26 protein-coding genes and 1 riboswitch are annotated in these 26,226 nt (G+C 63.5%); of the genes, 17 read left to right on the top strand and 9 right to left on the bottom strand.

Features of this window, described 5'->3' with window-relative positions; all coding sequences use genetic code 11:
- Nucleotide 1: 1 nt before the first annotated feature.
- Nucleotides 2–739, top strand: a complete 738-nt coding sequence (locus ASD63_RS31310; protein ID WP_034805563.1) for an aspartate/glutamate racemase family protein — start codon at nucleotides 2–4, stop codon at nucleotides 737–739.
- Here the strand turns inward: ASD63_RS31310 and ASD63_RS31305 are convergent.
- Nucleotides 697–1,635, bottom strand: a complete 939-nt coding sequence (locus ASD63_RS31305; RefSeq protein ID WP_060530404.1) for a LysR substrate-binding domain-containing protein — start codon at nucleotides 1,633–1,635, stop codon at nucleotides 697–699. The genes ASD63_RS31310 and ASD63_RS31305 overlap by 43 nt on opposite strands.
- A 144-nt stretch (nucleotides 1,636–1,779) precedes the next feature.
- On the opposite strand from ASD63_RS31305, the gene ASD63_RS31300 reads away from it, so the two are divergent.
- The 5 genes from ASD63_RS31300 to nrdF all read left to right on the top strand — a co-directional run bounded on the left by ASD63_RS31300 (nucleotide 1,780) and on the right by nrdF (nucleotide 6,761).
- Nucleotides 1,780–2,079: a hypothetical protein gene (locus ASD63_RS31300; protein ID WP_156553075.1), complete on the top strand. Its 300-nt coding sequence runs from the start codon at nucleotides 1,780–1,782 to the stop codon at nucleotides 2,077–2,079.
- 254 nt (nucleotides 2,080–2,333) lie between these two features.
- Nucleotides 2,334–2,560: riboswitch (cobalamin riboswitch) on the top strand.
- Nucleotides 2,561–2,946: 386 nt separating this feature from the next.
- Nucleotides 2,947–3,168, top strand: coding sequence for a glutaredoxin-like protein NrdH (nrdH, locus tag ASD63_RS31295; protein ID WP_034805557.1), 222 nt, complete (start codon nucleotides 2,947–2,949; stop codon nucleotides 3,166–3,168).
- A 12-nt stretch (nucleotides 3,169–3,180) separates the two neighbouring features.
- Complete coding sequence (nrdI, locus tag ASD63_RS31290) at nucleotides 3,181–3,597, top strand: class Ib ribonucleoside-diphosphate reductase assembly flavoprotein NrdI (protein WP_034805554.1); 417 nt, start codon at nucleotides 3,181–3,183, stop codon at nucleotides 3,595–3,597.
- Nucleotides 3,567–5,720, top strand: coding sequence for a class 1b ribonucleoside-diphosphate reductase subunit alpha (gene nrdE, locus ASD63_RS31285; RefSeq protein WP_060530403.1), 2,154 nt, complete (start codon nucleotides 3,567–3,569; stop codon nucleotides 5,718–5,720). Before nrdI ends, nrdE begins: the two co-directional genes overlap by 31 nt.
- A gap of 66 nt (nucleotides 5,721–5,786) precedes the next feature.
- Nucleotides 5,787–6,761, top strand: a complete 975-nt coding sequence (nrdF, locus tag ASD63_RS31280) for a class 1b ribonucleoside-diphosphate reductase subunit beta (protein WP_034805549.1) — start codon at nucleotides 5,787–5,789, stop codon at nucleotides 6,759–6,761.
- Between the two features lie 82 nt (nucleotides 6,762–6,843).
- Here the strand turns inward: nrdF and ASD63_RS31275 are convergent, their stop codons facing one another.
- Nucleotides 6,844–8,040, bottom strand: coding sequence for a multidrug effflux MFS transporter (locus tag ASD63_RS31275; protein WP_060530402.1), 1,197 nt, complete (start codon nucleotides 8,038–8,040; stop codon nucleotides 6,844–6,846).
- Nucleotides 8,041–8,229: 189 nt separating this feature from the next.
- On the opposite strand from ASD63_RS31275, the gene ASD63_RS31270 reads away from it, so the two are divergent.
- Nucleotides 8,230–8,898, top strand: a complete 669-nt coding sequence (locus ASD63_RS31270; protein WP_060530401.1) for a TetR/AcrR family transcriptional regulator — start codon at nucleotides 8,230–8,232, stop codon at nucleotides 8,896–8,898.
- 30 nt (nucleotides 8,899–8,928) lie between these two features.
- On the opposite strand, the gene ASD63_RS31265 is transcribed toward ASD63_RS31270, so the two are convergent.
- Nucleotides 8,929–9,213: an acylphosphatase gene (locus ASD63_RS31265; RefSeq protein WP_060530400.1), complete on the bottom strand. Its 285-nt coding sequence runs from the start codon at nucleotides 9,211–9,213 to the stop codon at nucleotides 8,929–8,931.
- A 259-nt stretch (nucleotides 9,214–9,472) separates the two neighbouring features.
- Between ASD63_RS31265 and ASD63_RS31260 the strand changes: the two genes are divergently transcribed.
- From ASD63_RS31260 to ASD63_RS31235, 6 genes are all read left to right on the top strand, one after another.
- Nucleotides 9,473–10,363 (top strand): substrate-binding domain-containing protein, encoded by an 891-nt coding sequence (locus ASD63_RS31260; protein ID WP_034805529.1) that lies wholly within the window; start codon nucleotides 9,473–9,475, stop codon nucleotides 10,361–10,363.
- Nucleotides 10,364–10,474: 111 nt separating this feature from the next.
- Nucleotides 10,475–11,986 (top strand): sugar ABC transporter ATP-binding protein, encoded by a 1,512-nt coding sequence (locus tag ASD63_RS31255; RefSeq protein WP_034805526.1) that lies wholly within the window; start codon nucleotides 10,475–10,477, stop codon nucleotides 11,984–11,986.
- Nucleotides 11,983–12,945 carry an ABC transporter permease gene (locus ASD63_RS31250; RefSeq protein WP_034805523.1) on the top strand — a complete coding sequence of 321 codons (963 nt, stop codon included), beginning with the start codon at nucleotides 11,983–11,985 and terminating at the stop codon, nucleotides 12,943–12,945. The genes ASD63_RS31255 and ASD63_RS31250 overlap by 4 nt, the downstream gene beginning before the upstream one ends.
- A gap of 22 nt (nucleotides 12,946–12,967) precedes the next feature.
- The gene (locus tag ASD63_RS31245) at nucleotides 12,968–13,909 is read left to right on the top strand and encodes a sugar kinase (RefSeq protein ID WP_060530399.1); all 942 of its coding nucleotides are present in this window, start codon (nucleotides 12,968–12,970) and stop codon (nucleotides 13,907–13,909) included.
- 5 nt (nucleotides 13,910–13,914) lie between these two features.
- On the top strand, nucleotides 13,915–15,195 hold the full coding sequence (locus ASD63_RS31240) for a D-tagatose-bisphosphate aldolase, class II, non-catalytic subunit (protein ID WP_051659703.1): 1,281 nt from the start codon (nucleotides 13,915–13,917) through the stop codon (nucleotides 15,193–15,195).
- A 121-nt stretch (nucleotides 15,196–15,316) separates the two neighbouring features.
- Complete coding sequence (locus tag ASD63_RS31235) at nucleotides 15,317–16,333, top strand: LacI family DNA-binding transcriptional regulator (RefSeq protein WP_034805926.1); 1,017 nt, start codon at nucleotides 15,317–15,319, stop codon at nucleotides 16,331–16,333.
- Between the two features lie 79 nt (nucleotides 16,334–16,412).
- On the opposite strand, the gene ASD63_RS35820 is transcribed toward ASD63_RS31235, so the two are convergent.
- Nucleotides 16,413–16,763 (bottom strand): isochorismatase family protein, encoded by a 351-nt coding sequence (locus ASD63_RS35820; RefSeq protein ID WP_244495305.1) that lies wholly within the window; start codon nucleotides 16,761–16,763, stop codon nucleotides 16,413–16,415.
- Between ASD63_RS35820 and ASD63_RS31225 the strand changes: the two genes are divergently transcribed.
- Nucleotides 16,716–17,360 carry a helix-turn-helix domain-containing protein gene (locus tag ASD63_RS31225; protein WP_082573038.1) on the top strand — a complete coding sequence of 215 codons (645 nt, stop codon included), beginning with the start codon at nucleotides 16,716–16,718 and terminating at the stop codon, nucleotides 17,358–17,360. The genes ASD63_RS35820 and ASD63_RS31225 overlap by 48 nt on opposite strands.
- Before the next feature lie 37 nt (nucleotides 17,361–17,397).
- Here the strand turns inward: ASD63_RS31225 and ASD63_RS31220 are convergent, their stop codons facing one another.
- The 5 genes from ASD63_RS31220 to ASD63_RS31200 all read right to left on the bottom strand — a co-directional run bounded on the left by ASD63_RS31220 (nucleotide 17,398) and on the right by ASD63_RS31200 (nucleotide 23,899).
- The gene (locus ASD63_RS31220; RefSeq protein WP_034805508.1) at nucleotides 17,398–18,645 is read right to left on the bottom strand and encodes an MFS transporter; all 1,248 of its coding nucleotides are present in this window, start codon (nucleotides 18,643–18,645) and stop codon (nucleotides 17,398–17,400) included.
- Nucleotides 18,645–20,876: a TonB-dependent siderophore receptor gene (locus tag ASD63_RS31215; RefSeq protein ID WP_348272620.1), complete on the bottom strand. Its 2,232-nt coding sequence runs from the start codon at nucleotides 20,874–20,876 to the stop codon at nucleotides 18,645–18,647. The genes ASD63_RS31220 and ASD63_RS31215 overlap by 1 nt, the downstream gene beginning before the upstream one ends.
- Nucleotides 20,877–21,213: 337 nt before the next feature.
- Nucleotides 21,214–22,164, bottom strand: a complete 951-nt coding sequence (locus ASD63_RS31210; RefSeq protein WP_060530398.1) for a FecR family protein — start codon at nucleotides 22,162–22,164, stop codon at nucleotides 21,214–21,216.
- 97 nt (nucleotides 22,165–22,261) lie between these two features.
- Nucleotides 22,262–22,768 carry a sigma-70 family RNA polymerase sigma factor gene (locus tag ASD63_RS31205; protein WP_060530397.1) on the bottom strand — a complete coding sequence of 169 codons (507 nt, stop codon included), beginning with the start codon at nucleotides 22,766–22,768 and terminating at the stop codon, nucleotides 22,262–22,264.
- 213 nt (nucleotides 22,769–22,981) lie between these two features.
- On the bottom strand, nucleotides 22,982–23,899 hold the full coding sequence (locus tag ASD63_RS31200; RefSeq protein ID WP_060530396.1) for a LysR family transcriptional regulator: 918 nt from the start codon (nucleotides 23,897–23,899) through the stop codon (nucleotides 22,982–22,984).
- Between the two features lie 91 nt (nucleotides 23,900–23,990).
- On the opposite strand from ASD63_RS31200, the gene ASD63_RS31195 reads away from it, so the two are divergent.
- Genes ASD63_RS31195 through ASD63_RS31185 form a run of 3 tightly spaced genes read left to right on the top strand, consistent with a single transcriptional unit; the run spans nucleotide 23,991 to nucleotide 26,216 of the window.
- Nucleotides 23,991–24,398 carry a glyoxalase gene (locus tag ASD63_RS31195; RefSeq protein WP_060530395.1) on the top strand — a complete coding sequence of 136 codons (408 nt, stop codon included), beginning with the start codon at nucleotides 23,991–23,993 and terminating at the stop codon, nucleotides 24,396–24,398.
- The gene (locus tag ASD63_RS31190; protein WP_060530394.1) at nucleotides 24,385–25,056 is read left to right on the top strand and encodes an SDR family oxidoreductase; all 672 of its coding nucleotides are present in this window, start codon (nucleotides 24,385–24,387) and stop codon (nucleotides 25,054–25,056) included. The genes ASD63_RS31195 and ASD63_RS31190 overlap by 14 nt, the downstream gene beginning before the upstream one ends.
- Nucleotides 25,057–25,115: 59 nt before the next feature.
- Nucleotides 25,116–26,216, top strand: a complete 1,101-nt coding sequence (locus ASD63_RS31185) for an alkene reductase (protein WP_060530393.1) — start codon at nucleotides 25,116–25,118, stop codon at nucleotides 26,214–26,216.
- Nucleotides 26,217–26,226 lie beyond the last annotated feature (10 nt).

Genomic DNA, 26,226 nt, shown 5'->3' with positions numbered 1-26,226 from the left:
AATGCGCATTCTGATCGTCAATCCCAACACCACCGCCTCGATGACCTCAAAGGCAGCGACTGCTGCGCGGGCGGTCGCCGAACCCCACACGGAAATCCTCGCCCGCACATCGAAATCCGGTCCGGTCTCGATCGAAGGGCATTATGACGGTGCGATTGCGCTTCCGGGCCTGCTCGCGGAGATCCGTGACGGCGAAGCCGCGGGCGCGGACGCCGCCGTCATCGCCTGCTTCGACGATACGGGGCTTGAGGCGGCGCGCGCGCTAGCCCGCATGCCGGTGGTGGGCTTATGCGAATCCGCTGTCGCAACCGCAGCCATGGTGGCGCAGCGCTTCACCGTCGTGACGACGCTGGAACGTTCGCGGGTGCTGATCGAAAACCTGACCCGGCACTACGGCATGGCGGGCCGGGCGAAGGTGCGCGCCGCCGATATTCCCGTGCTTGAACTGGAGGACAAGTCCTCGAACGCCCTTGCCAAGCTGCGGAGCGAGATCGAACTGGCGCTTCATCAGGACGGCGCCGAGGCAATCGTGCTCGGTTGCGCCGGCATGGCGGATCTCGCCCGCATGCTCCAGGCCGACTACGGCGTGCCGGTCATCGACGGCGTGTCGGCCGCGGTCAAGCAGGCGGAAGCACTGGTGTCTCAGGGGCTTTCGACGAGCAAGCGCGGCTCCTACGCAGCCCCGCTCAGCAAATCCTATTCCGGCTTGGTGAGCGCGCTTGCGCTGCCCCCTGGATGAAGCGACCTTGACACCTCCATCACGGTGGCAAGCATCGCATTCGACGCATCGGCTTCGGCAACGACCCAGTCGCGAAAAGCCTGGATCTTCTTCTGCCGCCTGGTGCTTTGCGGATAGACGAGCCAATAGGCGCGGCCGTCGCGCACCACGTGCTCGAACGGCCGGATGAGCCTGCCGCTCTTCAGTTCATCCATCAGGAAGGTTGAGACGGCAATCGCAATGCCGTGATCCGCCAGGATTGTGGCGACATCCATCGCCTGGACGTCGAAGATCAATTCGGTGCCGTTGCTTGCCGGCGGTTCGACGCCGGTTTCGATCATCCATCGCCGCCACCAGCTGGCGTTGCCGAAACGCCGGACCCTCAGAACGTCGGCGGGCTCCTTGAGCTGGTGCTTCTCCAGGAAGGAGGGCCTGCAGACAGGCACGTAATCGAGCGGAAACAAAGGAAAGACATCGTTGCCCGGCCAGTCGCCGGCGCCGCTGCGCACCGCGAGATCGACGGCGTCGCGCTTGAAGTCGACCAGCTCGGTCGACATGTGCACCCTGATGCTGATATTGGGATGCGCGGTCTGAAACGAGGCGAGGCGCTGGCCGAGCCAGCTCGAAACGACGGTCGGGAGCACGGAGATGTGCAGGTGATGCTCGGTCTTGTCGGCGATCTCCGAGAAGGCTGCCCCTAAGAGATCGATCGCTTCGGTCACCTTCGGCGCCAACTGCCGCCCGGCGCCAGTCAATCGCACCTCGCGCGGAAGCCGGACGAACAGCGGCGCGCCGATGCGATCTTCCAACAGCCGGATCTGATAGCTGACGGCCGCCTGCGTCATGCTGAGCTCTTCGGCGGCGCGGGTGAAACTCAGGTGCCTGGCGGCGGCCTCAAAAGCGCGCACCGCACTCATGGGAGGAATCTTGCTCATGGAACTGAGATAAGCATTCTTTATGCCAGCATGCGAGAAATCGCTTTGCGCGAAACGGCAAAAACCCTCACTTTTTTCGCGAACACACGACCTTTTAGAGAAGTGAGGATAGCAATGCTTAGCGCAATGCGATCAACGATTTACTATGTTCTGAACTGGGCCGATAAGACCCTCAGCCCCTCCGTTGCCATCGATACCTTCAACGAGTTCCAGCTCCGGGATATCGGCTTGACGCGGGACCAGGAGCACATTCGCCCGCGCATCGGCGATACAGCCGATCCGTGGCACTGGCCCAAGGAAGAGGCCTCATCCGTGCCGCAAACCTCGGCAGGCTGCAAGGGCGCGAGCAAGCCACGGGCCATGGCAGTCTCGCCGCGTGCGCAACCCGGCAAAAACAAGGACGTCAGCATCCTGCTCTGCGATTGAGCGAGTGCCGAGACGCGACGGGCCTGGATCGCCTAGTGCAGCATCCGGCCCGCGTGATGGCTCCATCGAAATTTCTCCCCAAAACCCTGCGAGCGCTGCGGCGCTTGTTGCCGTTTCGGCGGCGAGACGAAGCCCCCGACGGAGAGCCGGTTCAAAGCGCCGTTTACTCTCCGTTATCCACACTGCAAAAGAAAAGACCCTCCGCACGGGCCGTCCGGCACCTCACACCTATTGACGTAGATTTGCGATGAACTACTATATCTAGTGTTCGAGGTTCTTCCGATTCGCAAGGATTGGGAGCTAAGACGGGAATACGGTGCGCCGGCGGGTTTCCGCTGAGGCTATGCCGTAGCTGCCCCCGCAACTGTAGACGGCGAGCGACTGTCCGGATTTGGACCACTGAGGCATGAGGCCTCGGGAAGGTCGGGATGGAAGCTTTGACCCGTAAGCCAGGAGACCTGCCTCGATCACCAAACGTCCACGGGCGGGGTGTCCGGAGGGGTTGAGTGCGTGGCAGGATGAGCCTGCCCGATCGTCTCGACGTCTCCCCGGCAGCCCGTCGAAATCTTCGGGGTGAAGTCATGCCAGTTTCTTCCAGTTCAGATCCACCTTCTGCGGACGGGTGCGCGTTGTTGCGCGCCTGATTGAAAGGCCGCGCCTTGAAAACCCGCATCCGCGGAATTCCTGAGCGCCCCACCAAAACGAGCCGGCCCGGTTGCGTAACCGACCTTGGGCCAGCTTGACGACGTCAACTCCGGTCGAGTCGACCGGGGAGCGATGTTTCGTGTCCAATCGCCAACACCACGGTTCGCGTTCGCGCGATCCGACGACTTTTTGCGCCCATTTGCCAGACCCTACGAGGAACCCATGTCGATCACCGTCTACAGCAAACCAGCCTGCGTCCAATGCACCGCCACAACCCGTGCGCTCGACCGCCAAGGCATCGATTATCGCATCGTCGATATCTCCGAGGATTCCGATGCATTCGCGCTGGTGCAGGGTCTTGGCTATCGGCAGGTCCCGGTCGTCGTCGCCGGCGAGCGGCATTGGGCGGGTTTCCGCCCGGACATGATCAGCGCGCTTTCCTGAAGGACGCGGGCGATGGGCCTGATCGTCTATTTTTCCAGTCGCTCGGAAAACACCCATCGCTTCGTCGAAAAGCTCGGCCATCGCGCCGCACGCATACCGCTCAGGGAAGGTAAGGACACACTTACGGTCGCAGAGCCCTATGTGCTGATCGTGCCGACCTATTGCGGCGACGATGGCCGCGGGGCGGTGCCGAAGCAGGTCATCCACTTCTTGAACGACGCGGGCAACCGCTCTCACATCCGCGGCGTGATCGCAGCGGGCAACAGCAATTTCGGCGCGACCTACGGGATCGCCGGCGACGTGATTTCGGCCAAGTGCCGGGTACCCTATCTCTACCGGTTCGAGCTGCTCGGGACCGACGAGGACGTCGCCAATGTCAAAAACGGGATGGAACGATTTTGGACGTCACGACACTCGAACGCCCCTTGAAGGCGACGGAAGCAGCGCTCGACTATCATGCGCTGAACGCAATGCTGAACCTCTATGACGAAGAGGGACGGATCCAGCTCGACAAGGACCGGCAGGCGGCGAAACAGTACTTCCTCCAGCACGTCAACCAGAACACGGTGTTCTTCCATAACCTCCGGGAAAAACTCGATTATCTGGTGACCGAGGGCTATTACGAGCAGGAAGTGCTGGACCAGTATTCCTTCAACTTCGTGCGCGATCTCTACGATCATGCCTATTCAAAGAAGTTCCGCTTTCCGACCTTCCTCGGGGCGTTCAAATACTACACGTCCTATACGCTGAAGACCTTCGACGGAAAGCGCTACCTGGAGCGCTACGAAGACCGTGTCTGCATGGTGGCGATGGCCTTGGCGCGCGGCAACGAAGGGCTTGCCCGCGATCTCGTCGACGAGATCATCTCCGGCCGCTTCCAGCCGGCAACGCCGACTTTCCTCAACGCCGGCAAGAAGAGCCGCGGCGAGCTCGTCTCCTGCTTTTTGCTCCGGATCGAGGACAACATGGAGAGTATCGGCCGCGCCATCAATTCGGCGCTGCAGCTTTCCAAGCGCGGTGGCGGCGTGGCGCTGTCGCTCACCAACATCCGCGAGATGGGCGCGCCGATCAAGCAGATCGAGAACCAGTCATCCGGCGTCATCCCGGTCATGAAGCTGCTCGAAGACAGTTTCTCTTACGCCAACCAACTGGGCGCGCGCCAGGGAGCCGGTGCTGTCTACCTGCACGCCCACCACCCCGACATCATGCGCTTCCTCGATACCAAGCGCGAAAACGCCGACGAGAAGATCCGCATCAAGACGCTGTCGCTCGGCGTCGTCATCCCCGACATCACCTTCGAGCTCGCCCGCAACAACGAGGACATGTATCTGTTCTCACCCTATGACGTGGAGCAGGTCTATGGCGTGCCCCTCACCGAGATTTCGGTGACCGAGAAGTACCGCGAGATGGTCGAGGATGCCCGCATCCGCAAGCGCAAGATCAAGGCGCGCGACTTCTTCCAGATCATCGCCGAGATCCAGTTCGAGAGCGGTTATCCCTACATCATGTTCGAGGACACGGTGAACCGGGCAAACCCGATCGCCGGGCGCATCACCATGAGCAATCTCTGCTCGGAAATCCTGCAGGTGAGCGAAGCGAGCGAGTTCAACGACGACCTCTCCTACAAGCACATGGGCAAGGACATCTCCTGCAATCTCGGTTCGCTGAACATTGCCGCTGCCATGGCCAGCCCGGATTTTGGCCAGACGATCGAAACCTCGATCCGCGCCCTCACCGCCGTCTCCGAAATGAGCCACATCTCGTCCGTGCCCTCGATCGAAAAGGGCAACGACGACAGCCACGCGATCGGCCTCGGGCAGATGAACCTGCACGGCTATCTCGCCCGCGAGCGCATTTATTATGGCTCCGAGGAAGGCATCGATTTCACCAACATCTATTTCTACACGGTGACCTATCACGCCATCCGCGCGTCGAACCGGCTGGCGGTCGAGAAGGGCAAGAGCTTCGCCGGCTTCGAAAACTCGAAATACGCGTCGGGTGACTATTTCGACAAATACACCGAGACCGAATGGCTGCCGGCGACCGAAAAGGTGAAGGGCCTGTTCGAGGAAGCCGGCATCTCCATCCCGACGCAGGAAGACTGGCTGGAGTTGAAACGGGCGGTGATAGCTGGCGGCCTCTACAACCAGAACCTCCAGGCCGTGCCGCCGACGGGCTCGATCTCCTACATCAACCACTCCACTTCCTCGATCCACCCGATCGTCTCGAAGATCGAGATCCGCAAGGAAGGCAAGATCGGCCGCGTCTACTATCCGGCCGCCTTCATGACCAACGACAATCTCGAATATTACCAGGACGCCTACGAGATCGGGCCGGAGAAGATCATCGACACCTATGCGGCCGCCACCCAGCACGTCGACCAGGGCCTGTCGCTGACCCTGTTCTTCCGCGACACGGCAACGACCCGCGACATCAACCGTGCTCAGATCCATGCCTGGAAGAAGGGCATCAAGACCATCTACTACATCCGCCTTCGGCAGATGGCGCTCGAGGGTACGCAGGTCCAGGGCTGCGTTTCCTGCGCGCTGTAACCTCGCATTCCAGTAACGGCCCCTCACCGCGCGATGAGGCATACACGATCACAAAGGTTCAACGACATGAACATGCACACCAAACCCGCAAGCCGCATCCGCGCCATCAACTGGAACCGCATCGAAGACGACAAGGACCTGGAGGTCTGGAACCGTCTGACCGGCAATTTCTGGCTGCCGGAGAAGGTGCCGCTTTCCAACGACATTCCCTCCTGGGCAACGCTGAAGCCGGAGGAGCAGACACTCACCATCCGCGTCTTCACCGGCCTCACCTTGCTCGACACGATCCAGAACGGCGTCGGCGCCGTCCGACTGATGGAAGATGCGACCACCCCACATGAGGAGGCGGTGCTTTCCAACATCTCCTTCATGGAGGCGGTGCATGCCCGCTCCTATTCCTCGATCTTCTCGACGCTCTGCCTGACACCCGATGTCGATGACGCCTATCGCTGGTCGGAAGAGAACGAGTTCCTGCAGAAGAAGTCCGCGCTGATCATGGCGGAGTATGCCTCCGGCGATCCCCTGAAGAAGAAGGTCGCGAGCGTCTTTCTCGAAAGCTTCCTGTTCTATTCCGGCTTCTATCTGCCGATGTACTGGTCGAGCCGCGCCAAGCTCACCAACACCGCCGACATGATCCGGCTGATCATTCGCGACGAGGCGGTGCACGGCTATTACATCGGCTACAAGTTCCAGCGCGCGCTGGAGCGCTTGAGCGAGGAACGCCGCCAGGAGATCAAGGTTTTCGCCTTCGACTTGCTGCTCGAACTCTACGACAACGAAGCGAAATACACCGAGGCGCTCTATGACGGCGTCGGCCTGACCGAAGACGTGAAGAAGTTCCTGCACTACAACGCCAACAAGGCGCTGATGAACCTCGGCTACGAGGCGCTGTTTCCGGCGGAAGCCTGCAAGGTCAACCCGGCCATTCTCTCGGCGCTTTCGCCGAATGCCGACGAGAACCACGACTTCTTCTCCGGTTCCGGTTCGTCCTACGTTATCGGCAAGGCTGTGGCGACCGAGGACGAGGACTGGAATTTTTAAGGACGGTCCATTCGGTCATACCTGACAACAAAAGGCCGGCGAGGACATCCTCGCCGGCCTTTTGGTTCAGCAATAGCAGCGCCTACTCTGCCGCGACCACCCGGCTGCGGCCGATCGTTGCTTGCGTCAGCAGGAAGGCGGCAAGGGCGCAAGCGGCGATCGCGCCGGCCATCGGCAGGGCCGTTCCGTCGAAGAAGATAGTCGCAACCACCATGGCGACGGCGGCGGTGACGAAGTGCAGCGTACCCATCAGTGCCGAGGCCGTGCCGGCGATCTCGCCGTGGTCTTCAAGCGCCAGCACCGCCGAGGTCGGGATAACCAGGCCGAGCACGCCATAGCCGACGAAGAGGAACGCGGCCATGACAGGCAACTGGTTGAAACCGAGGCTCATGACGATGAACATCGTGACCGTGGTCAGCGCGAACGCGCCGACGGCAAGATGCATGACCCGCACCAGGCCGAAGCGCTCGCCGAGCCAGCCGGTCGCCTGCGACACAGCGAAGAACGACACGGCATTGATCGAAAAGGCAATGCTGTACTCAGTCGGCGTCAGCCCATAATGGTCGATCAGCACGAAGGGCGAATTGGCGAGATAGACCAGGAACCCGGAAATGCCGAGGCCGCCGATGAAGGTGAGCGTCAGGAAATTGCGGTCGGAGAGAAGCAGGCGATAGGCGGCAAGCGCACTTGCGATACTGCTGTCGGCACGATCCTTCTTCGGCCGGGTTTCCTGCAATTGCGTCGAGAGCAGGATCAGGCCGATGAAGGCGGCGATGGTCACCGCATAGAACACGCCGCGCCAACCGTAGAAGCCGATGACGGCGCTGCCGGCAAGCGGCGCCAGGATCGGCGAAATGCTGAAGACCAGCATCAGCATCGACATCAGCCGCGCAGCCTGGACGCCCGTGTGCATGTCGCGCACCACGGCGCGCGGAATGACCATGCCGGCGGCACCGCCGATCCCTTGCAGGAAGCGGAAGGCGATCAGGGTTTCGATGTCGGTCGAAAGCGCGCAGCCGATGCTGGCGACGGTGAAGAGGCCGATGCCGAGATAGAGCGGCGCCTTGCGGCCCCAGATATCGGAGAGGGGCCCATAGACAAGCTGCGAGATGGCAAAGGAGATGAAGAACGCCAGCAGGCTGAACTGCACCACGCCGTTTTCGGCCGTCAGGTCCTTGCCGATCGACGGCAGGGCCGGCAGGTACATGTCGATTGCAAAGGGGCCGATCGCCGAGATCAGGCCGAGCACGATCGCCGTGCGGAGGAAGGACGTTGTCATGGCAATGAACTTTCAGAAATCGCGGCGCCGAAATCGCTGCCGCCCGGATTGAAACTCAAAGACATCGTCGTGCCAGGATCGAACGTTGGGGATACGCATCCTGCGCTGACTATTCCGTCCATTAATTTGGACACACATGTCAAATTAGACAGCATTGTCTAAATCGTCAATGGCGCCTATCTTCGGTCCATGAAGAAATTTGATTTGGCCTCGGCTGACGCTCGCCCCCAGAAAGGGCAATTCGCGAAACGCCTCTCGATCCTGGAGGCCGCGGCCGATGTTTTCTGTCGGGAAGGCTTTTCCGGCGCCAGCATCGACGAAATCGCCGTCGCGGCGGGTGTCTCGCGTCAGACCATCTACAATCACTACCGCGAGAAAGAGACGCTGTTCATGGCGGTGATCCAGGACATCATGGATCGCGTGAACGGCGTGCTTTTCTCCATCCTCGCGACCTTTCCCGAGAACGCCGATAACCTCGAGGAAGACCTGGCCGAATTTGCCGTGCGCCTCAACAAGAACTGCAATTGCAACCAGGACGCCAAGTTCATCCAGAAGCTGATCTCGACCGAGGGCAACCGCTATCCGCATCTCTTCCAGTTCTGGCGGGAGCAAGGACCCGGCAAGACCGATCGGGCGCTGGCGGCGCTGTTTGCGCGCCTTACCCACATCGCCCCGCTCGACATCGACGATTTCGACCTCGCGGCGCGCCAGTTCATCGCACTGATCAAGGCCGACCTGCAGATGGGTGGGCTCTTCGGTGAAACGCCGAGCGAAGCAGAGCTGGAGATCAGCGCCCGCAGGGCGGTGAAGACGTTCCTGCGCGCCTATGGCCGGCCGTCAACGGTTTCGGCAGCCTAACGCCAACCGGCGCTAAAAACCAATCCCGGCCTATTTGGTGATGCGAAAGTCACCGATGTGCCCGGGCGGCTCGACAAATTCGGCAACGACCTTCGAAACCCATGCCGCCGGCGGCCCGTCATGCAGGCGCTCGAGCATGAGGGTGACCGCGTCCTCCGGGCCGCTGATCAAGGCGGCCACCGACCCGTCCGCCTCGTTTCGAACCCATCCCACCAGACCGAGCTTGCGCGCCTCGTCACGCGTCCAGACCCTGAAGCTGACGCCTTGCACCCGCCCAAGAATGCGGACCAACGCCGTCTTGCCGGTCTCAGCCATGGCTCGTCTCCTTTGCCGTTTGTCATGAAATCTGGCGCAAGGCTCCGGAAAGACAAGCCACCCGCAAAAGGACTGAAAGGACGACCGCTGCAACGTAGAAATTTCCACACTGCGCTCCAAATATTTTGTTCGTGTATTTTTAAAAGTTGACGCGCGAAAACTTTTATGATTTTTACGGCCTCACCAAGACGGCGGCGGGAGGGCCTCGCCAGCTTGGCTGAGACACAAGAAGGCCCGCGCCGTTTCCAGGGAGGAAACCATGAACATGTCCCGCATTCTGAAATCTCTCGTCGCCGGCACGGCGCTGTCGCTCCTTGCCTCCTCGGCTTTTGCCGACGGCATCGGCGCGTCGCTTCTGACCCAGCAGCACCCGTTCTACATCGAGCTCGCCGACGCGATGAAAGCCGAGGCTGAAGCCAAGAACGTCAAGCTCGAGGTCTCGATCGCCAACCAGGATCTGAACAAGCAGCTCGCCGATGTCGAAGACTTCATCGTCAAGGGCGTCGACGTCATCGTCATCTCGCCGGTCGACAGCCAGGGCGTGCGCGCTGCGATCGAAAAAGCCGAGAAGGCCGGCATCAAGGTGATCACCGTCGACGTTCCGGCAAATGGCGCGACCGTCACCTCGCATATCGGCACCGACAACTTCACCGGCGGCGTCAAGGCCGGCGAGCTGATGGCCAAGGTTCTCGACAACAAGGGCAAGGTCGCCGTCATCGACTATCCGACGGTCCAGTCGGTGGTAAACCGTGTCAACGGCTTCAAGGAAGCGATCGCCAAGCATCCGGACATGGAAATCGTCGCGATCCAGACCGGCATCACCCGCGCCGAAGCATTGGCCGCCGCCCAGAACATGCTGCAGGCCAATCCTGATATCACCGGCATCTTCGGCTTCGGCGACGATGCCGCCCTTGCCGCTGCCGTTGCGGTCAAGGCTGCGGGTCTCGAATCCCAGGTCAAGGTCATCGGCTTCGACGGCATGAAGGAAGCGCGCGACGCCGTCGACACGAACCCTGTCATGGTCGGCGTCATCCAACAGTTCCCGGACCAGATGGGCAAGCAGGCGGTCGACACCGCCGTCAAGGTTGCCGCCGGCGAGACCGTGCCGGCCGAACAGCCGATCGTCCCCGGCGTCTACACCGCGAAGTAAGTCCTCCCAGGACAGCCGCCGCCTCACCTCAGGGGCGGCGGCAACCCATCAGGGTCCGTTTCCGTCCTCTGGCCGGAGGCGCTGCTCTCGGCTGACCTGAAGGAGGCCGCCATGTTTGGTTCGACCAGCGATACCATTCTCGAAATCGACAACGTCACCAAATCCTTCGGCCAGGTCGCGGCGCTGAAGGGCATGCGCCTCAAGGTTCGCCGCGGCCGGGTGCACACGCTGCTCGGCGAAAACGGCGCCGGCAAATCGACGCTGATGAAGATCCTCGCAGGGGTTCACGAGGCGACCTCGGGGGAAATCGCCCTCGATGGGCGCCCCTACCAGCCGCGCAATCCGCAGGATGCCGCCGCACTCGGTCTTGCCATCGTCTTCCAGGAACTCAGCCTCTGCAGCAATCTGACGGTAGCCGAAAACATTCTCGCCACCCGCGAGCCACGCCGCTTCGGCTTCATCAACGACAAGGAACTGGTCGTCAGGGCCCGCGCGATCGTCGCCGATCTCGGCCTGCCGATCGATGTCAGCGAGAAGGTCGGCAATCTCTCGATCGCCCAGCGCCAGCTGGTCGAGATCGCCAAGGGCTTAAGCCACGAGGCCAAAGTCGTCATTCTCGACGAGCCGACGTCGTCGCTCAGCGACAGCGAAGCCGAGATCCTCTTCGACATCATCGCGCGGCTGAAGAGCCGTGGCGTCGCGGTCATCTACATCTCGCACCGCATGGAAGAGATCATGCGGCTCAGCGACGACATCACGGTCATCCGCGACGGTGAATATGTCTCCACCCATGATCGCGACGACGTCACCATCGAGACGCTGATCGCGCTGATGGTCGGCCGCCGCATGGACGAAATTTATCCGCCAGCGGCACACGAGCAGAAGCCGGATGCCACGCCGGTTCTCTCCGTCGACGACCTCACCCGCGACGGCGAGTTCGAGAACATCTCCTTCGACATCCGGCCCGGTGAAATCCTCGGCTTCTTCGGCCTCGTCGGCTCCGGCCGCTCCGAGGTGATGAACGCGCTCTTCGGCATGAGGGCCGCGACCGGAACTGTGCGCTTCGAGGGGCAACCGGTCCGCTTCCGCTCGCCGGCAGAGGCAATCGCCCGCGGCATCGGCTTCGTCACCGAAAACCGCAAGGAAGAGGGCCTGGTCCTCAGCCACAGCGTCGGCTGGAACATCTCGATGGCGGCGCTCTCCGATTTCACCGGCCCGCTCGGCTTCACCCGCAGCCGCGCCGAACGCACGGCGGCAGCCCAGGAAGTCGGCCGGCTGGCGATCAAGACCCATTCGCTCGACACGCCCTCGGGTTCGCTCAGCGGCGGCAACCAGCAGAAGATCGTGCTCGCCAAGTGGCTGCTGACCCGGCCCAAGGTGCTGATCCTCGACGAGCCCACTCGCGGCGTCGATGTCGGCGCCAAGTTCGAAATCTACAAGATCATCCGCCAGCTGGCGGCCGAGGGGACGGCGATCCTGCTGATCTCCTCCGAGCTGCCGGAAGTGCTGGGAATGAGCGACCGCGTCGTCGTCATGCACGAGGGCGTCATCGGCGCAACGCTTTCCGGCGCCGAACTCAACCCGGAAACGATCATGGCGCACGCAACGGGATTTAAATCATGACGCAGCAATCCGAACTCCAGGCCGCCTTCCTGCGCGCCCTGAAACAGTATGGCGGCATCCTTTTGTCGTTGGTGATGCTCTGCGTCATCTTCTCCTTCCTCAACCCGCGCTTCATGTCGGTCGTCAACTTCATGAACATCCTGCAGCAGGTGGCCGTGGTGGCGATCGCCGCCTTCGGCATGACCTGGGTGATCCTGCTTGGTGAGATCGACCTTTCGGTCGGCTCGATCATTGCGGTTGCGGGCATGGTCGGCGCGCAATGTTTCGCCTTCGGCCTCGGCTTCGCGCCGGCGCTCGCCATCACGCTTCTTGCCGGCGCCCTGATGGGCATGCTGAACGGCGTACTGACGGCAAAGCTGCTGCTGCCATCCTTCATCGTCACCGTCGCGACCATGGGCATCTACCGCGGCATGGTCAGCCTGCCGACCAACGGCGCGCCGGCGATGATCGAGAACTCGACCTGGACCGCCATCGGTACCGAAAGCTTCCTCGGCCTGCCGATCATCATCTGGGTCGTCGCCGTGCTCTTCCTCGTCAACCACATCCTTTTGAGCAAGACGAGCTTCGGCCGCCGCGCCTATCTGACGGGCGGCAATCGCGAGGCAGCGGTCTATTCCGGCATCAAGGTCGACCGGCTGAAGATCACCATCTTCATGATCTCGGGCGTGATGGCGGCGATCAGCGGCGTGCTTCTCTCCTCCCGCCTGTTCTCCGCCCAGACCAATGCCGGCATGAGCTACGAGCTCGACGCGATCGCGGCGGCAGTCCTCGGCGGCACCTCGCTTGCCGGCGGCGTCGGCACCATGGTCGGCACGCTGATCGGCGCGCTCATCATCGGCGTCATGAACAACGGCATGAACATGCTGTCGGTCCCTTACTTCTACCAGCTCATCGTCAAGGGCCTGGTGATCCTGATCGCCGTCTGGCTCGACGTCCGCGCCAAGCAGGCAAAGCGCTGATCTTTCCGAAGAGAACATACCCATGCACAAGATACTGACGATCGGCGAAATTCTCGTGGAGATCATCGCCACCGAAAAGGGCGACGGCTTTCGCCAGGCGACCCCTTTGATCGGCCCCTACCCCTCGGGTGCGCCGGCGATCTTCATTGACCAGGTCGGCAAGCTCGGCCAGGCAGCGGCAATGATCTCGCGCGTCGGCAACGACGATTTCGGCCACGTCAACCTTGATCGGCTCAAGGCCGATGGCGTCGACATCTCGGGTATCGCGGTCGATCCGCTCGGCACCACCGGCAGCGCCTTCGTGCGCTACCGCGCCGACGGCAGCCGCGCCTTCGTCTTCAACATCCGCCACAGTGCCTGCGGCACGATCCGGCTCGACGAGGCGACCCGGGCGCTGGTCGGAACCTGCAGCCACCTGCACGTGATGGGCTCGTCGCTCTACGCTCCAAGCGTGGTCGAGAGCATCATCGCCGCGATCGAGATCATCAAATCAGCCGGCGGCACCGTCTCCTTCGACCCGAACCTGCGGCCGGAAATCCTCGACAGCCCGGGCATGCGCGAGGCGCTGCAGGCGGTGCTCGCCAAGACCGACGTCTTCCTGCCGAGCGGACAGGAACTCTTCCTGTTCACGCAGGCAAAGACCGAAGCGGAAGCCATTGCCGAGCTGCTCGCCGCCGGCATCAAGGTGGTCGTCGTCAAGCGCGGCGCCGATGGCGCCAGCTATTTCGATCGTAAAACGACGCTCTCGCATCCGGGTTTTGCGGTCGAGGAAATCGACCCGACCGGCGCCGGCGACTGCTTCGGCGCGACCTTCGTCACCTTCTGGCTGAACGGAGCCAAGCCCGCTGAAGCATTGGAATTCGCCAATGCCTCGGGCGCGCGCGCCGTCATGATTTCCGGCCCGATGGAAGGCGCATCGACGCGCGCCGATCTCGAAACCTTCATCACCGCGAAAAAGGGCTGACCGCCATGCAACAGAACCTTCTGATCGACATCGCCCGCTGGTCCGAACGCCCCGGCCCGCGCGGCATACCCTCTGTCTGCTCGGCCCACCCGCTGGTGATCGAAGCCGCCATGCTTCGGGCGCTGAAGGAAGATGCCGCGCTTTTGATCGAGGCGACCTGCAACCAGGTCAACCAGGACGGCGGCTATACCGGCATGACGCCCGCCGATTTCACCCGCTTCGTCGCCGGGATCGCCGATCGTGTCGCCTTCCCGAAGGACAAGATCATTCTTGGCGGCGACCATCTCGGCCCCAACCCGTGGAAACACCTTGCGGCCGAAGAGGCCATGGCCAAGGCCGAGACGATGATCGAAGCCTATGCCAAGGCCGGCTTCACCAAGCTGCATCTCGATACCAGCATGGGCTGCGCCGGCGAGCCGGTGGCTCTGCCCGATGCGGTGACGGCGGAGCGCGCCGCGCGGCTGGCGGCTGCCGCCGAAGCCGCTATTCGCGGCGAAAACCACACCGCTCCCGTCTACATCATCGGCACCGAAGTGCCGGTTCCGGGCGGCGCACTGGAAGAACTCGACACGCTGGAAGTCACCGCACCCGAGGCGGCGGTCGAAACTGTCTCCATTCATCGCCAGGCGTTTGAAAAGGCCGGCGCTGCCGACGCCTTCGGACGTGTCGTCGGCGCGGTGGTCCAGCCGGGCGTCGAGTTCGGCAACGAGAACGTGATCGCCTATGACCGGGCGAAAGCGGCGAAGCTCAGCGCCAGCCTGAAACAGCTCGACGGCGTCGTCTTCGAAGCGCATTCGACCGACTACCAGACACCAGAGGCGCTGCGCGATCTCGTTTCCGACGGCTTTGCCATTCTCAAGGTCGGCCCGGGCCTGACCTTCGCTTTGCGCGAGGCACTCTACGGCCTCGACCAGATCGCCGCCTTCCTTTTCCCCGAGGCGCGCAAGCAGACGCTGGCGGCCGTCACCGAGGAAGTGATGCGCGAGGAGCCGGCCAACTGGGGCAAGTATTACCACGGCTCGGCGGAGGCCCAGCGGCTGCAGCGGCACTTCTCCTATAGCGACCGCATCCGCTATTACTGGCCGCATCCGAAGGTCGCGGCAGCCGTCGAAGAACTTCTGGCACTGCTTGACGGCGTCGTCATCGCGGAAACGCTGATCAGCCAGTATCTCCCCGGCAATTACGAGCGCGTGCGCGACGGTGAAGTCGCGGCTCAAGCAAAACCGCTGGCACTTGCTGCCGTCGATCGGGTTCTCGAGGATTACTTCAAGGCCTGCCGCGCTTAGCGCCCGGCCCTCTGTTCGGTGAATATTTGCGAGCCGGTACTGCCTATCCCCTCGAAATGAACCTATAAACGAAATCAAAACAATATGGGGCACAGCGACCGTGGACAGACAGATCAAGACCATGGAGGATTTTTCGGAGTTCGTCGGCCTGTCGCGCCCGACGGTCTCGAAATACTTCAATGATCCAGGCTCGGTCCGCAAGAAGACCCGCGATGCCATAGAGGCTGCGATCAAGCAGTCGGGTTTTCGCCCGAACATCTTCGCCGTCAACCTGAACCGCCGCCGCACCAACATCCTCGGCGTCATCGTCCCGAACTCGACCGACCCTTTCTACATGGCGCTGACGCGCCGGATCGAACACATCGCCAACCAGGCAGGGTTCCTTGCCTTCGTGCTCTCCTCCGACGGGCGGCCGGAAATGGAAGAGCGGGCGATCGAGACCTTCAAGTCGATGAACGTCGCCGGCGCCATCATCGCGCCGCTCGGCGTGCAGTCGCATCACCGGACGCTGACGGCGCTCGGCGCCAGCATTCCGCTGATCTATGTGGACTCGCCACTCGACGACAGCTCGTCCTTCGTCGGCACCGACAACCGCCAGAGCTTCCGTCTGATGGTCGACTATCTTTGCCGCTCCGGCAGCCCGCCCTGCTACTTCGGCATGCCGCCGGTCAACAACAACGCGATGGCCCGGCGCGACGCCTATCTGGAAGCGATGCAGCAGCTGAAGATGGAGCCGGCACTGGTCGAAACCACGCCGAATGCCGCCTGGGATTTCGAAAAATTCGGCTTCGACGAGACGCTGCGCATCCTCGGCTCCGGCGGCTTTCCAACCAGGACGGTGCTTTGCGCCAACGACCGCGTCGCCTTCGGCGTGATTGCCGCCGCCTTCCAGTCGGGCCTCAAGGTCGGGCGCGACGCCGATGCGGATTTGCGTGTTGCCGGCCACGACGACCATCCGCTGTCGCGCTACACCTGCCCGCCGCTGACGACGGTGGCGCAGAACTACAACGAGATCGGTCGTCTGGCGATCGAACTGCTTTTGTTCAAGCTCGGGGAAACCACCGACGACGGCGGCGCCTTCCCCGAGGACGAGCGCATTCTCTTGAGCGCCGAGATCATGCTGCGCGGTTCCGCCTAGCAAGGTCGGGCGACCCGTTCTGTCCGAATGCGACCTCTCAGAAGAGCGCGCTCCAGACAGGCCCGGTTGCGCTGATCAATCAGGACCGGCGCGCCAGCGCCAGCACCTGATCGGTCGTCAGGATATCGCCGAAGGTGTCATCGATCGTCGCCAACGATGCGCGATGCAGCAGCGCATGCGGAACGACGTCACCTTCCCCCGTATCGAGATCGCGTGTGGCGCAGGCATCCGAAGCGACGATGACGTTGAAGCCGAGCGGCACGGCATCACGCGCTGCACCGGCAACGCAGGCATGGGTCATCAGCCCTGACATGACGAGCGTATCGACGCCAGCCTGCCTCAACTGGGTGCCGAGATCGACGGCCTCTGCCTCGGCACCTTCGTGCTCGCCGAAGCCGGCCTGCTCGACGGCCGGGCGGCCTCGACGCACTGGGCCTGGGCGGACGAATTCGAGCGTGCCTACCCGCAGGTCGCGCTGAACCGGAACGCGCTCTATCTCGACGAGGGCGATATCCTGACGTCCGCCGGAACGGCCGCGGCGATCGACTGCTGCCTGCACATCGTGCGCAACGACCACGGCGCCGAGATCGCCAACCGCATCGCCCGCCGGCTGGTCGTCGCACCTCATCGTCACGGCGACCAGGCGCAATATATCGAAGCGCCGCTCCCTGCCCCCGGCAGCGGCGACCCGCTCTCAGCGACGACTACCTGGGCGATCGAACATCTCGACGAGCAACTGTCGCTCGAACGGCTGGCCGATCACGCCGGCACGAGTCTCCGCAGCTTCACCCGGCACTTCCGCAAGAAGACGGGAACGACGTTCACGCAATGGGTTCTGGCGCAGCGGTTGGCGGTGGCGCAGCGCCTGCTGGAGACCGGCTCCTGTTCGGTCGATCACGTAGCGGAGATGGCGGGTTTTGGCTCCACCGTCTCCTTCCGCCAGCATTTCACCCGCGCCCTCTCCATCTCGCCAGCCAGCTATCGCCGACAGTTCCGCAACCGGCCAGCACGTGCATCCGCGCCTTAACCGGTCCCTTGCCCGTGTACAACAGGTAGCGCCGGCGTCAGCGCAAGGCGCGCTGCGCGTCGGCCCGCATCGGCGGCCGCACGAGGAACGCCAGCAACGGCACCGCAACCGTTGAAACCCCTGCCGCGCAAATAAAGAAGGCGGAATAGCCGAACCGTTCGGCGATCCAGCCGGCGCCCAAGCCCCCGGCCATGCTGACAAGGCTGTCCATGCATTGGAACAGAGTGAAATCTACGCCCGCCTGGCGCGGATCGGCCCAGCCCATGAACTGTGCATAGAGCGCGACGAAGCCGATCGCCATGACGCCGGAGGAACTGGCGACCGCAAGCGTCATCACCAGCGGTCGCGAGACATCACCGGAGGCGCCGACATAGGCGAACGCGACCAGCATCGTCACCTGCAGGAGCAGCGCGCCGATCAGCACGGCACCGGTACCGCACAGGCGCACGAGCAGACCGCCGAACAAGGCCCCACCGAAGCCGACGAGCATGCTGCCGACACCATTGAGCATACCGACAGAGGCGAGATCGAACCCGTAGTCGATCAGGAAAGGGCCGAGCATGGCAAGGCCCCATTTCTGCGCGGACACATAGATCGCTGCGAGCAGAAGGCCTTTGCGCACCTCCGGCCGGGCGAGCGCGGCCTTGAGCGACGGAGTGTGGCTGCGCGCCTCGTTCGTCGGGCGCGAACCGGGCCCGAGCAGGAAAGGCAGACCGAGCCCCAGCACGACGGCGGCCATGATCCACACCGCCGGGGCCCAGCCGAGCCGATCGACGAGCACGAGGAACAGGCCGGCACCGATCGCCGAGCCGACATAGGAGCCGCCGACTTGGGCGGCATTGCCCCAACCGTGATGCTCTTCGGCGAGCGTCTCGACCGCAAAACCGTCGCAGGCGATGTCGACGGTCGAGGTGAAGAGCGCGATGAACACGAGGCAGGCGAGAACGGGGAAGAGCCGCTCCGGGCCGATGAACCCGAGAACCGCCAGCATCAGCGCCGACAGCGTGCCGCCGACGACAATGATGACCGCCGAGCGGTTGCGACCGACCACCGGCAGGCGGAAACGCTCCACCTGCGGCGACCAGAGGAACTTCAGCGCCCAGGGCAGCACCGTCAGATAGACGAGGCCGATCTGGTCGAGCGGGAGGCCTTGCGTCCGCAAGACCGCCGGCAGGCCGAGCATCGTCAGCCCGCCGATCACGCTCTGCGCGACATAGAGCCCACCGACCGCGAAGAAGATCGCGGCCGGCGACGGCCTTGGCTGGACTGCCTTTTCCGACGCCATCAGAAGCGGTAGCGCAGGCTGGCGACGACCTTGCGGCCTTCGTCGAAGTAGCAGAAGCCCGTTGTGCAAAGCTGCTCGACTTCGTCGAAGAGGTTGGTCGCATTGAGCTGAAGCCGCACGCCCTCGAAGTTCGGATTGGCAGCGCCAAGATCGTAGCGCACCGAAGCATCGACAAATGTGCGCGCCTGGTTGTTGAGGACCGGCGTGTGGACGTTGTCGCCGAAGCTCGAGCCGACATAGCGCACGCCTGCGCCGACGCCGAGCCCTTCGAGCGGTCCGGACTGCACCTCGTAGTCCGCCCACAGCGAGAACATGTGGTAGGGCGAGGAGTTCAGCTGGTTGCCGAGCGTTTCCGACGTCAGCTTGGTGATTTCGACGTCGTTGTAGGAATAGGACGCGATGAAGTTCCAGCCGTTGTCGAGCGAGGCCGTGCCCTCGAGCTCGAATCCGCGTGACTTCAGATCGAGCTGGCGCAGGAGGTTGAGACCCGATGACGTCTCGTAGACGGTGGCGTTTTCCTGGTCGATGTTGAAGACCGCGGCCGTAATCGTCGCGTTCTGGCCGGGGATCTCGTACTTGACGCCCGCCTCCCATTGCTTGCCGAGCGTCGGCATCGCCGGCGTATCGGTGCCGCCTAGATTGAGGATCACGCCCGGGTTGGAAACGAAGGCCGTCCCGTAGCTGACATAGGGCATCATGCCATTCGGCAGCACGTAGCCAAGGGCGGCGCGCGCTGTCGTCTCGCTGTCGTCGCGGTTGAAGCGCCTTCCGTCGACGGAATATTTGTTGTCCACCCAGTCGTGGCGCAGGCCCGCCGTCAGGCGCCAGGCCTCATACTCGATCTGGTCCTGGATGTAGATGCCGATGCCGCTTTGCGACTGCTTCTGGGTCGAAGTCAGCTTCGGCACATAGGTGAAGTCGTCGGTGAAGAGATCCGGCCCGCTGCCCTGCTGCGAGGTGTACTTCATGTAGCTGTAGTCGATGCCGGCGATCAGCTGGTGCGCAGCGGCACCCGTGTCGAAGTCGAACTTCAGATAGGTGTCGCTGGCAAGGCCGCTGTTGTCCTCGACGGTCAGGCCCGGATACTTGGCGAACACCCATTCCTGCCGCGTCGAAATGTCGGAGTAGCGCAGCTTGTGGAAGAGCGTGACGCTGTCTGTGAGCTCATGCTCCAGCTCGTAGCCGATGCGCCCCTGCTTCTGGGTGAAATCGTTGAAGCGGGCGTCGCCGCCATAGGTCGGGATCGCGCCGATCGACTTGCCGTCCGGCCCGTAGCGGTTGAGGTAGCCCCAGGTGCCGCCGGTGGTCGAATCCATGTACTCGCCAAGCAGCGTGAACTTGGTGCCCTCGTCCGGCTGCCAGGTGAAAGCGGGCGCGATGAACAGGCGGTCGTCCTTCACCGCCTCGATCTCGGTGCGGCCGTCGCGCGCAAGACCGGTCATGCGGTAGAGCATGGTGCCTTCGTCGTCGAGCGGTCCGGAAACGTCAAAGGCGCCCTGCACGCGACCGAAGGAACCGTATTGCACCTCAACCTCGCGCAGCGGGTCGCTGGTCGGGCGTTTCGAGACGATATCGACGATACCGCCAGACGAGCTGGCGCCGTAGATGGAGGCGGCCGGGCCGCGCAACGTGGCGATTGCCTCGACGCCATAGGGCTCCAGCCGGAACAGGCCGTTGGGGCTTGCGATCTGGCGCATGCCGTCTCGGAAGATTCCGGTCAGCGTCAGGTCGATGCCGCGTACCTTGAAGGCGTCGAAGCGCGGCTCGGCGCCGTACTGGCCGACGCGGGCGCCGGGCGTATAATTCAGCGCCTCCATCAGGTTCTGGGGCTTCAGGTCCTGCAACTGTTTCTGGCTGATCACCGACATCGACTGCGGCGTCTGCATGACCGGCGTATCGGTCTTGGTGGCGATCCTAGCGGATTTCGCCACGTAGCCGTCGGTCTCGACGATGCCTTCGGCGCCGGTCCGCTCGCCGGTCGCGGTGATCTTTTCCAGTTGCGTTGCGCCATCCCTGACGACGGCGCCGGTGGTGATCGTCGCGTCCGCCGGATCGAAGATCTGCACGGTCGTTGCGCTGACGATGCGGAAGCGAAGCCCGGTCCCGTCGAGCAGCTGCGCAACCGCCGCCTCGGTCGCGAGCCTGCCTTCAACGCCCTTGGTCACCTTGCCGCTGGTGAGCGCGCTCGGATAGAGCAGGCGCAGGTCGGCCTGCCGGCCGAGCTTGAGAATGCCCGTTTCAAGGGAGCCCGCGGGAACGGAGATCGCTTTGGACGCCGTGATCGCGGACGGTGCCGCCGTCGCCTGCGCCTGCACTGCGCTCGCGCAGGCGATGAAAGAAACACTGGCGAGCGCCAAGCATGCAAAAGACCGGCGTCGCGATCCACGACCCTGCAAAATTCTCATCCGAGATCCCCTACTCCAACTCCGGGCGGGCCACCTCGAACCAGGTGCAGCGCCGCCACTGCTGACTAAGAGTGTGGGGAGCGCGTTCTCCTGACGTCACCGGACGATTTTTGTCAGAAATGATTCTTGTAAGGCGTGAAACCGCCTTGCCGTCGGCGTCAACCTAACGCGACTGGACGAGGACCATGAAGCCCGAGAGCCGCAAGACACGGAGCGGCAGACTGGCTTCGAGAACGCTCAGTGCGTCGTCGGTATCGTGCAGATCGAAGATGCCCGACACTTCGAGCGCGCCGGCCTTTTCGTCGATGAGCAGGATCCGGCCGCGGCGGTAGCGCTCGAGCGTCGAAAGGACCTCACGGAGCGGCCGACGGGAGAAGACAAGCTTTCCGTCGCGCCAGGCCGTCCCGGCGGCAACATCCGTCTTCGTCAGGAACAGGCGACCCTGCCGGTCGATCGTTGCCGCTTCGCCGGCGCCCAGGATGGCTTTCTGCCCGGCCGCCTCGACTTCGACACGGCCCTCCTCCACCTTAACGTCGGCCGCTCGGTCCGCCCCCGTCGCGCCAACCGAGTAGCGGGTTCCGAGCGCCGTCGCGCTGATCGAGCCGTCTTCGACCACGAAGGGCCTCTGCGGATTTTTTGCGACGGCAAAGAACGCCTCGCCGCGCAGCAGCCGCACCTTTCTTTGCCCCTGATCATATCGCACGACGAGCGCCGTGTCGGTGTTGAGGTCCACCTGCGTCCCGTCCTCCAGCGCGATGCGCCTGACCTCGCCGACACCGGTGTAGTAGTCGGCGCGCCAACGGTCGCCATAGGGCGTCGCCAGCGACAGGATCGCGACGCCTGCGGCAAGACAGAGCCCGACAAAGCCACCGACGCGGCGGCGGCGCTGTGCGCGCAACTGCCCGAGCCGCCCTTCGGGGATCGGTACCTCGCCGAGATCGCTCCACAATGCCCGCAGTTCTTCGTAGGCCGCCCGATGATCCGGATGCTCGTCGAGCCAGCGCTCGAATGCCTGGCGGTCGATAATGGTCGCATCCTCGGACTGCATTCGCGCAACCCAGCCGGCAGCCGCTTGCAGAACGCTGTCATCGATTGTCTGGCGATCGCCACTCATTCCTGTCTTCCGGTCGAACTGAAAATGCCTTCGGGCGGTCCCAAAGAATCGCTCCCATCATCTTAGAGTTGTATGGATGGTTTTGCCTGATGTCGGCTCAGAAAATAATCTCGGCGCGCATTTTCCGGCATTCGAGCAGCGCCCGGATGATGTGCTTTTCGACCATGTTTCTCGATATGCCGAGCTGATCGGCAATCGCGCCGTTGCTGAGGCCGTGCAGGCGGCTGAGGATGAAGACCTGCTGGCAACGGTTCGGAAGCCCCTCGATGGTGCGCGCCATGATCAAAAGGCACTGGCGGGCGTTGACGATGCGATCCTGGATCGGCCTGTCTTCGGCATGCTCCATGCCGTCCTCGTCGGCAACGAACAGCGCCTGCTCGCGCGCGGTGCGCTCGGCAGCGACCCGCGCGACGGAGCGCGCGACCTGGAACAGATAGGCTTGCGGGTTCTCGATCAGCGTCGAGCGCGATGCCTCCAGCATGCGCATGAACGTTTCCTGCGTGGCGTCGACGGCATCCTCGCGACTTCTGAGGCGGCGGCTGAAGAAACGGCGTATCCTGCCCTCTTCCCGTTCGTGGAGCCCCTGCACCATCGCATCGGTCATCAATCTGCCTCTCCATCGCGGGAGCCGCGCGGCCGCCGCCGGAACCAGCGGTGGCGCCGTGCGCCACCGCTTATGTTGAATGTGTTACTCATGTTTTATAAGTGAAGCCGCGCGCGACCGCAATGCGCTGGCATGCCGCATTGGAAAACGGGGGGCGGTACTGTTGCACGACGGCCACGTCGGCAGCGGCCACGGGCGGACGTGTCGCCGGCCCTATGCGTCTCCAATGCGCGTCAGGACAGTCTCGATCGAACCGAGTTCCGAAGCGATCCGCTCGATCAACAGCCGCACCCGGCGTGGCTGGACGTTCGCCGGCGGATAGACGATCTGCAACCCGGTTTCGCCGACCGCAAAATCCTTGAGAAGCTCGACCAGCGCGCCGGAGGCCAGGTCCTCGGCGATGTCCCACACCGACTTCAGGGCGATGCCGCGCCCCGCCCTGCACCACGCCCCCACCAGTCCGCCGTCATTGGCGACGCGACGCCCGCGCACCATGACCTTGTGCGGCTTGCCATCCACCTGAAAGGCCCATTCGCGGTCGAGATTGGCGCCGAAGCGCATGACGATGCAGTCGTGGCGGGAGAGATCGCCGGGATGCTCCGGCCGACCCATAGCTTCGAGATAGGACGGCGCCGCACAGACGACGCGCCGGTTCTCCCCGAGCGACCGAGACCTCAGCGTGCTGTCGGCCAGCACGCCGTGCCGGATCGCGAAATCCATGCCCTGGCCGACCAGGTCGAGGTAACCGTCGGTGAGATTGAGATCGACCGTCACATCGGGGTGCTCCGCGAGAAAGCGATCGAGGATCGGTACGATGTAGCGCCGCCCCATATCCTCAGGCGCGCTCAGCCGGACCGGCCCCGAGATCGTGCGCGTGCCCGACCGGATGCCGCTCTCCAGTTCGTCGGCCTCCGCCAGCAGCCGGCGGGCGCCGTCCACCAGCAGGCGGCCCTCCTCCGTCAGGCTGATCGCCCGCGTCGTGCGTTTCAGAAGTGCGGCGCCATAGTGGGCCTCGAGTGCTGCCAGCCGCTCGGAGACGGAGGCTGGCGACAACCCCTTCTCGCGGCCGGCGGCGGAAAGCCCGCCCTTTTCGACGATCAGAAGGAACAGAGCCAGATTGTCCAGCAGCATCTTTCGCTTTCCCCGAAATATAATTTTGGAAATAAGCCAATTATCCGGATGCGCCGCAAGCGCTAAATTTGCTGGCGAAAGGAGACGCGCCATGCACATCGACCACGTCACCATCCGCACCACCGATATCGACGCCACACGCGCGTTCTTCGAGACGGTCTTCGACCTGACCGTCGGCGAGCGTCCGGCAGCTATCCGCCGAATCCCCGGCTGCTGGCTCTATGCCGGAGGCAAGCCGATCGTCCACCTCATCGGCAGCCGTGGCGTGGGCTTCGAGCGTGCGGCCGAAGCGATCGATCATGTCGGCTTCCGGTTCGAAGGCTACGCCGCCTTCCGCGCCAAGCTCGACCGGCTCGCCATTCCCTATTCGACCATGGACCTTGCCGACATCGGCGAGCGGCGGCTGTTCCTGCGCGCGCCCGGCGGACCGCTGCTCGAAGCCGTCTTTTCCGAACCCCTTCCCACTCTTCCTCCGGAGAATGACCATGACTTTCACTGACACCACCGTCTCCGTCGTCATCGGCGGCACCAGCGGTATCGGCGCCGCCGTCGCCAAGGCGCTTGCCGAGCGCCGGGGTCGGGTAGAGATCGCCAGCCGCGCCACCGGTCTCGATCTTGCCGATGCCGCGGCAGTGGCCGCCTATTTCCAACAGCTCGGTCCGTTCGATCACCTGATCGTCACGGCTGGCTCCTCGGCGCCGGGCGGCACCGTCGTCGATATCGACCTCGAAGCAGCCAAGGCCGCCTTCGACGTCAAGTACTGGGGCTCGATCCTGCTTGCCCGCGAGGCGGCCAAGAGCATTCGGCCCGGCGGTACGATCACCTTCACCTCGGGCTTTCTCGCCCGCCGATCGGTGCCGGGCACCTTCGTCAAGACGGCGATGAACGCGGCACTCGAAGCAACCGCCAAGGTGCTGGCCAAGGAATTGGCACCGCTGCGGGTGAATGTCGTCAGCCCCGGCCTGACGCGAACGGAAGCCTATGCCGGCATGGCCGGCGAGGCGCGCGACGCGATGTTCGATCGCGCCGCTGCAACACTGCCTGCCGGCCGCGCCGGGCAACCGGAAGATATCGCCAGCGGCTATCTCTTCGCCATCGACAATCCCTTCGTCACCGGCTCGGTCATCGACATCGAAGGCGGCGCACTGATCAACTGACGTGCTTCCCCGCGCTTGGCCCTGCCGCTATGCGACTGCCCCTCCCAAAGGATCTCACCATGCCATCGCTCTTTTCTCCGATCCCGCTCGGGTCCTTGACCCTACCCAACCGCATCGCGCTTGCGCCGATGACGCGGGCGCGAAGCAGCCAGCCGGGCAATGTGCCCAACGCCCTGATGGCCGAGTACTATGCCCAGCGCGCCTCGGCCGGCCTCATCGTCACCGAGGCCACCCAGATCTCGGCGCAGGGCCAGGGCTACTCGTTTACACCCGGCATCCACTCTCCCGCGCAGATCGCCGGCTGGCGGCTCGTCACCGACGCCGTACACCGGGCCGGAGGCCGCATCATGCTGCAACTCTGGCATGTCGGCCGCATGAGCCATGAGAGTTTCCACGACGGCGGACGCCCGGTCGCACCGTCTGCGATTTCGCCGGACGCAAAGGTCTGGGTGGCCGATCCAGAAACCGGCATCGGCGCGATGGTCGACAGCCCCTTGCCGCGCGCCTTGGAGCTGAGCGAGATCGCCGGCATCGTCGAAGATTTCCGCCAGGCGGCGGCCAACGCCATCGAAGCCGGCTTTGACGGCGTCGAGATCCATGGCGCCAACGGCTACCTGATCGACCAGTTCCTGCGCCGCTCGTCCAACCGGCGCGACGACCGCTATGGCGGCCCGGCCGAAAACCGCATCCGCTTCCTGGTCGAGGTCGCCGAGGCGGTCGCCGGCGAGATCGGCGCCTCCCGGGTCGGCATCCGGCTGTCGCCCTATATCACCCAGCGCAACATGAAGGACGACGAGATCATCCCGACGATCCTGAAGGCCGCGGGCGAAATCGACCGCATCGGCCTTGCCTATATCCATCTGGTGGAAGCCGACTGGGACGATGCGCCCGTCATCCCCGACGACTTCCGCCGCGAGCTGCGCGCCACCTATTCCGGCCGCATCATCGTCGCCGGCCGCTATGATCGTAAGAAGGCCGAGACGATCCTTGCCGCCGGTCTTGCCGACATCGTCGCCTTCGGCCGCCCGTTCATCGCCAATCCGGACCTGCCGCGCCGACTGAAAGACGGGCTGCCGCTCGCAAGCTTCGACGGGGCCACGCTTTTCGGCGGCAGCGCCGAAGGCTACTCTAGCTATCCGGCACTCGAGCGCGTGGCATGACCGCGGCAAT

Source organism: Ensifer sp. Root558, from assembly GCF_001427045.1.
Lineage (GTDB): Bacteria > Pseudomonadota > Alphaproteobacteria > Rhizobiales > Rhizobiaceae > Ensifer > Ensifer adhaerens.
This window is presented reverse-complemented; position numbering and strand designations above follow the sequence as displayed.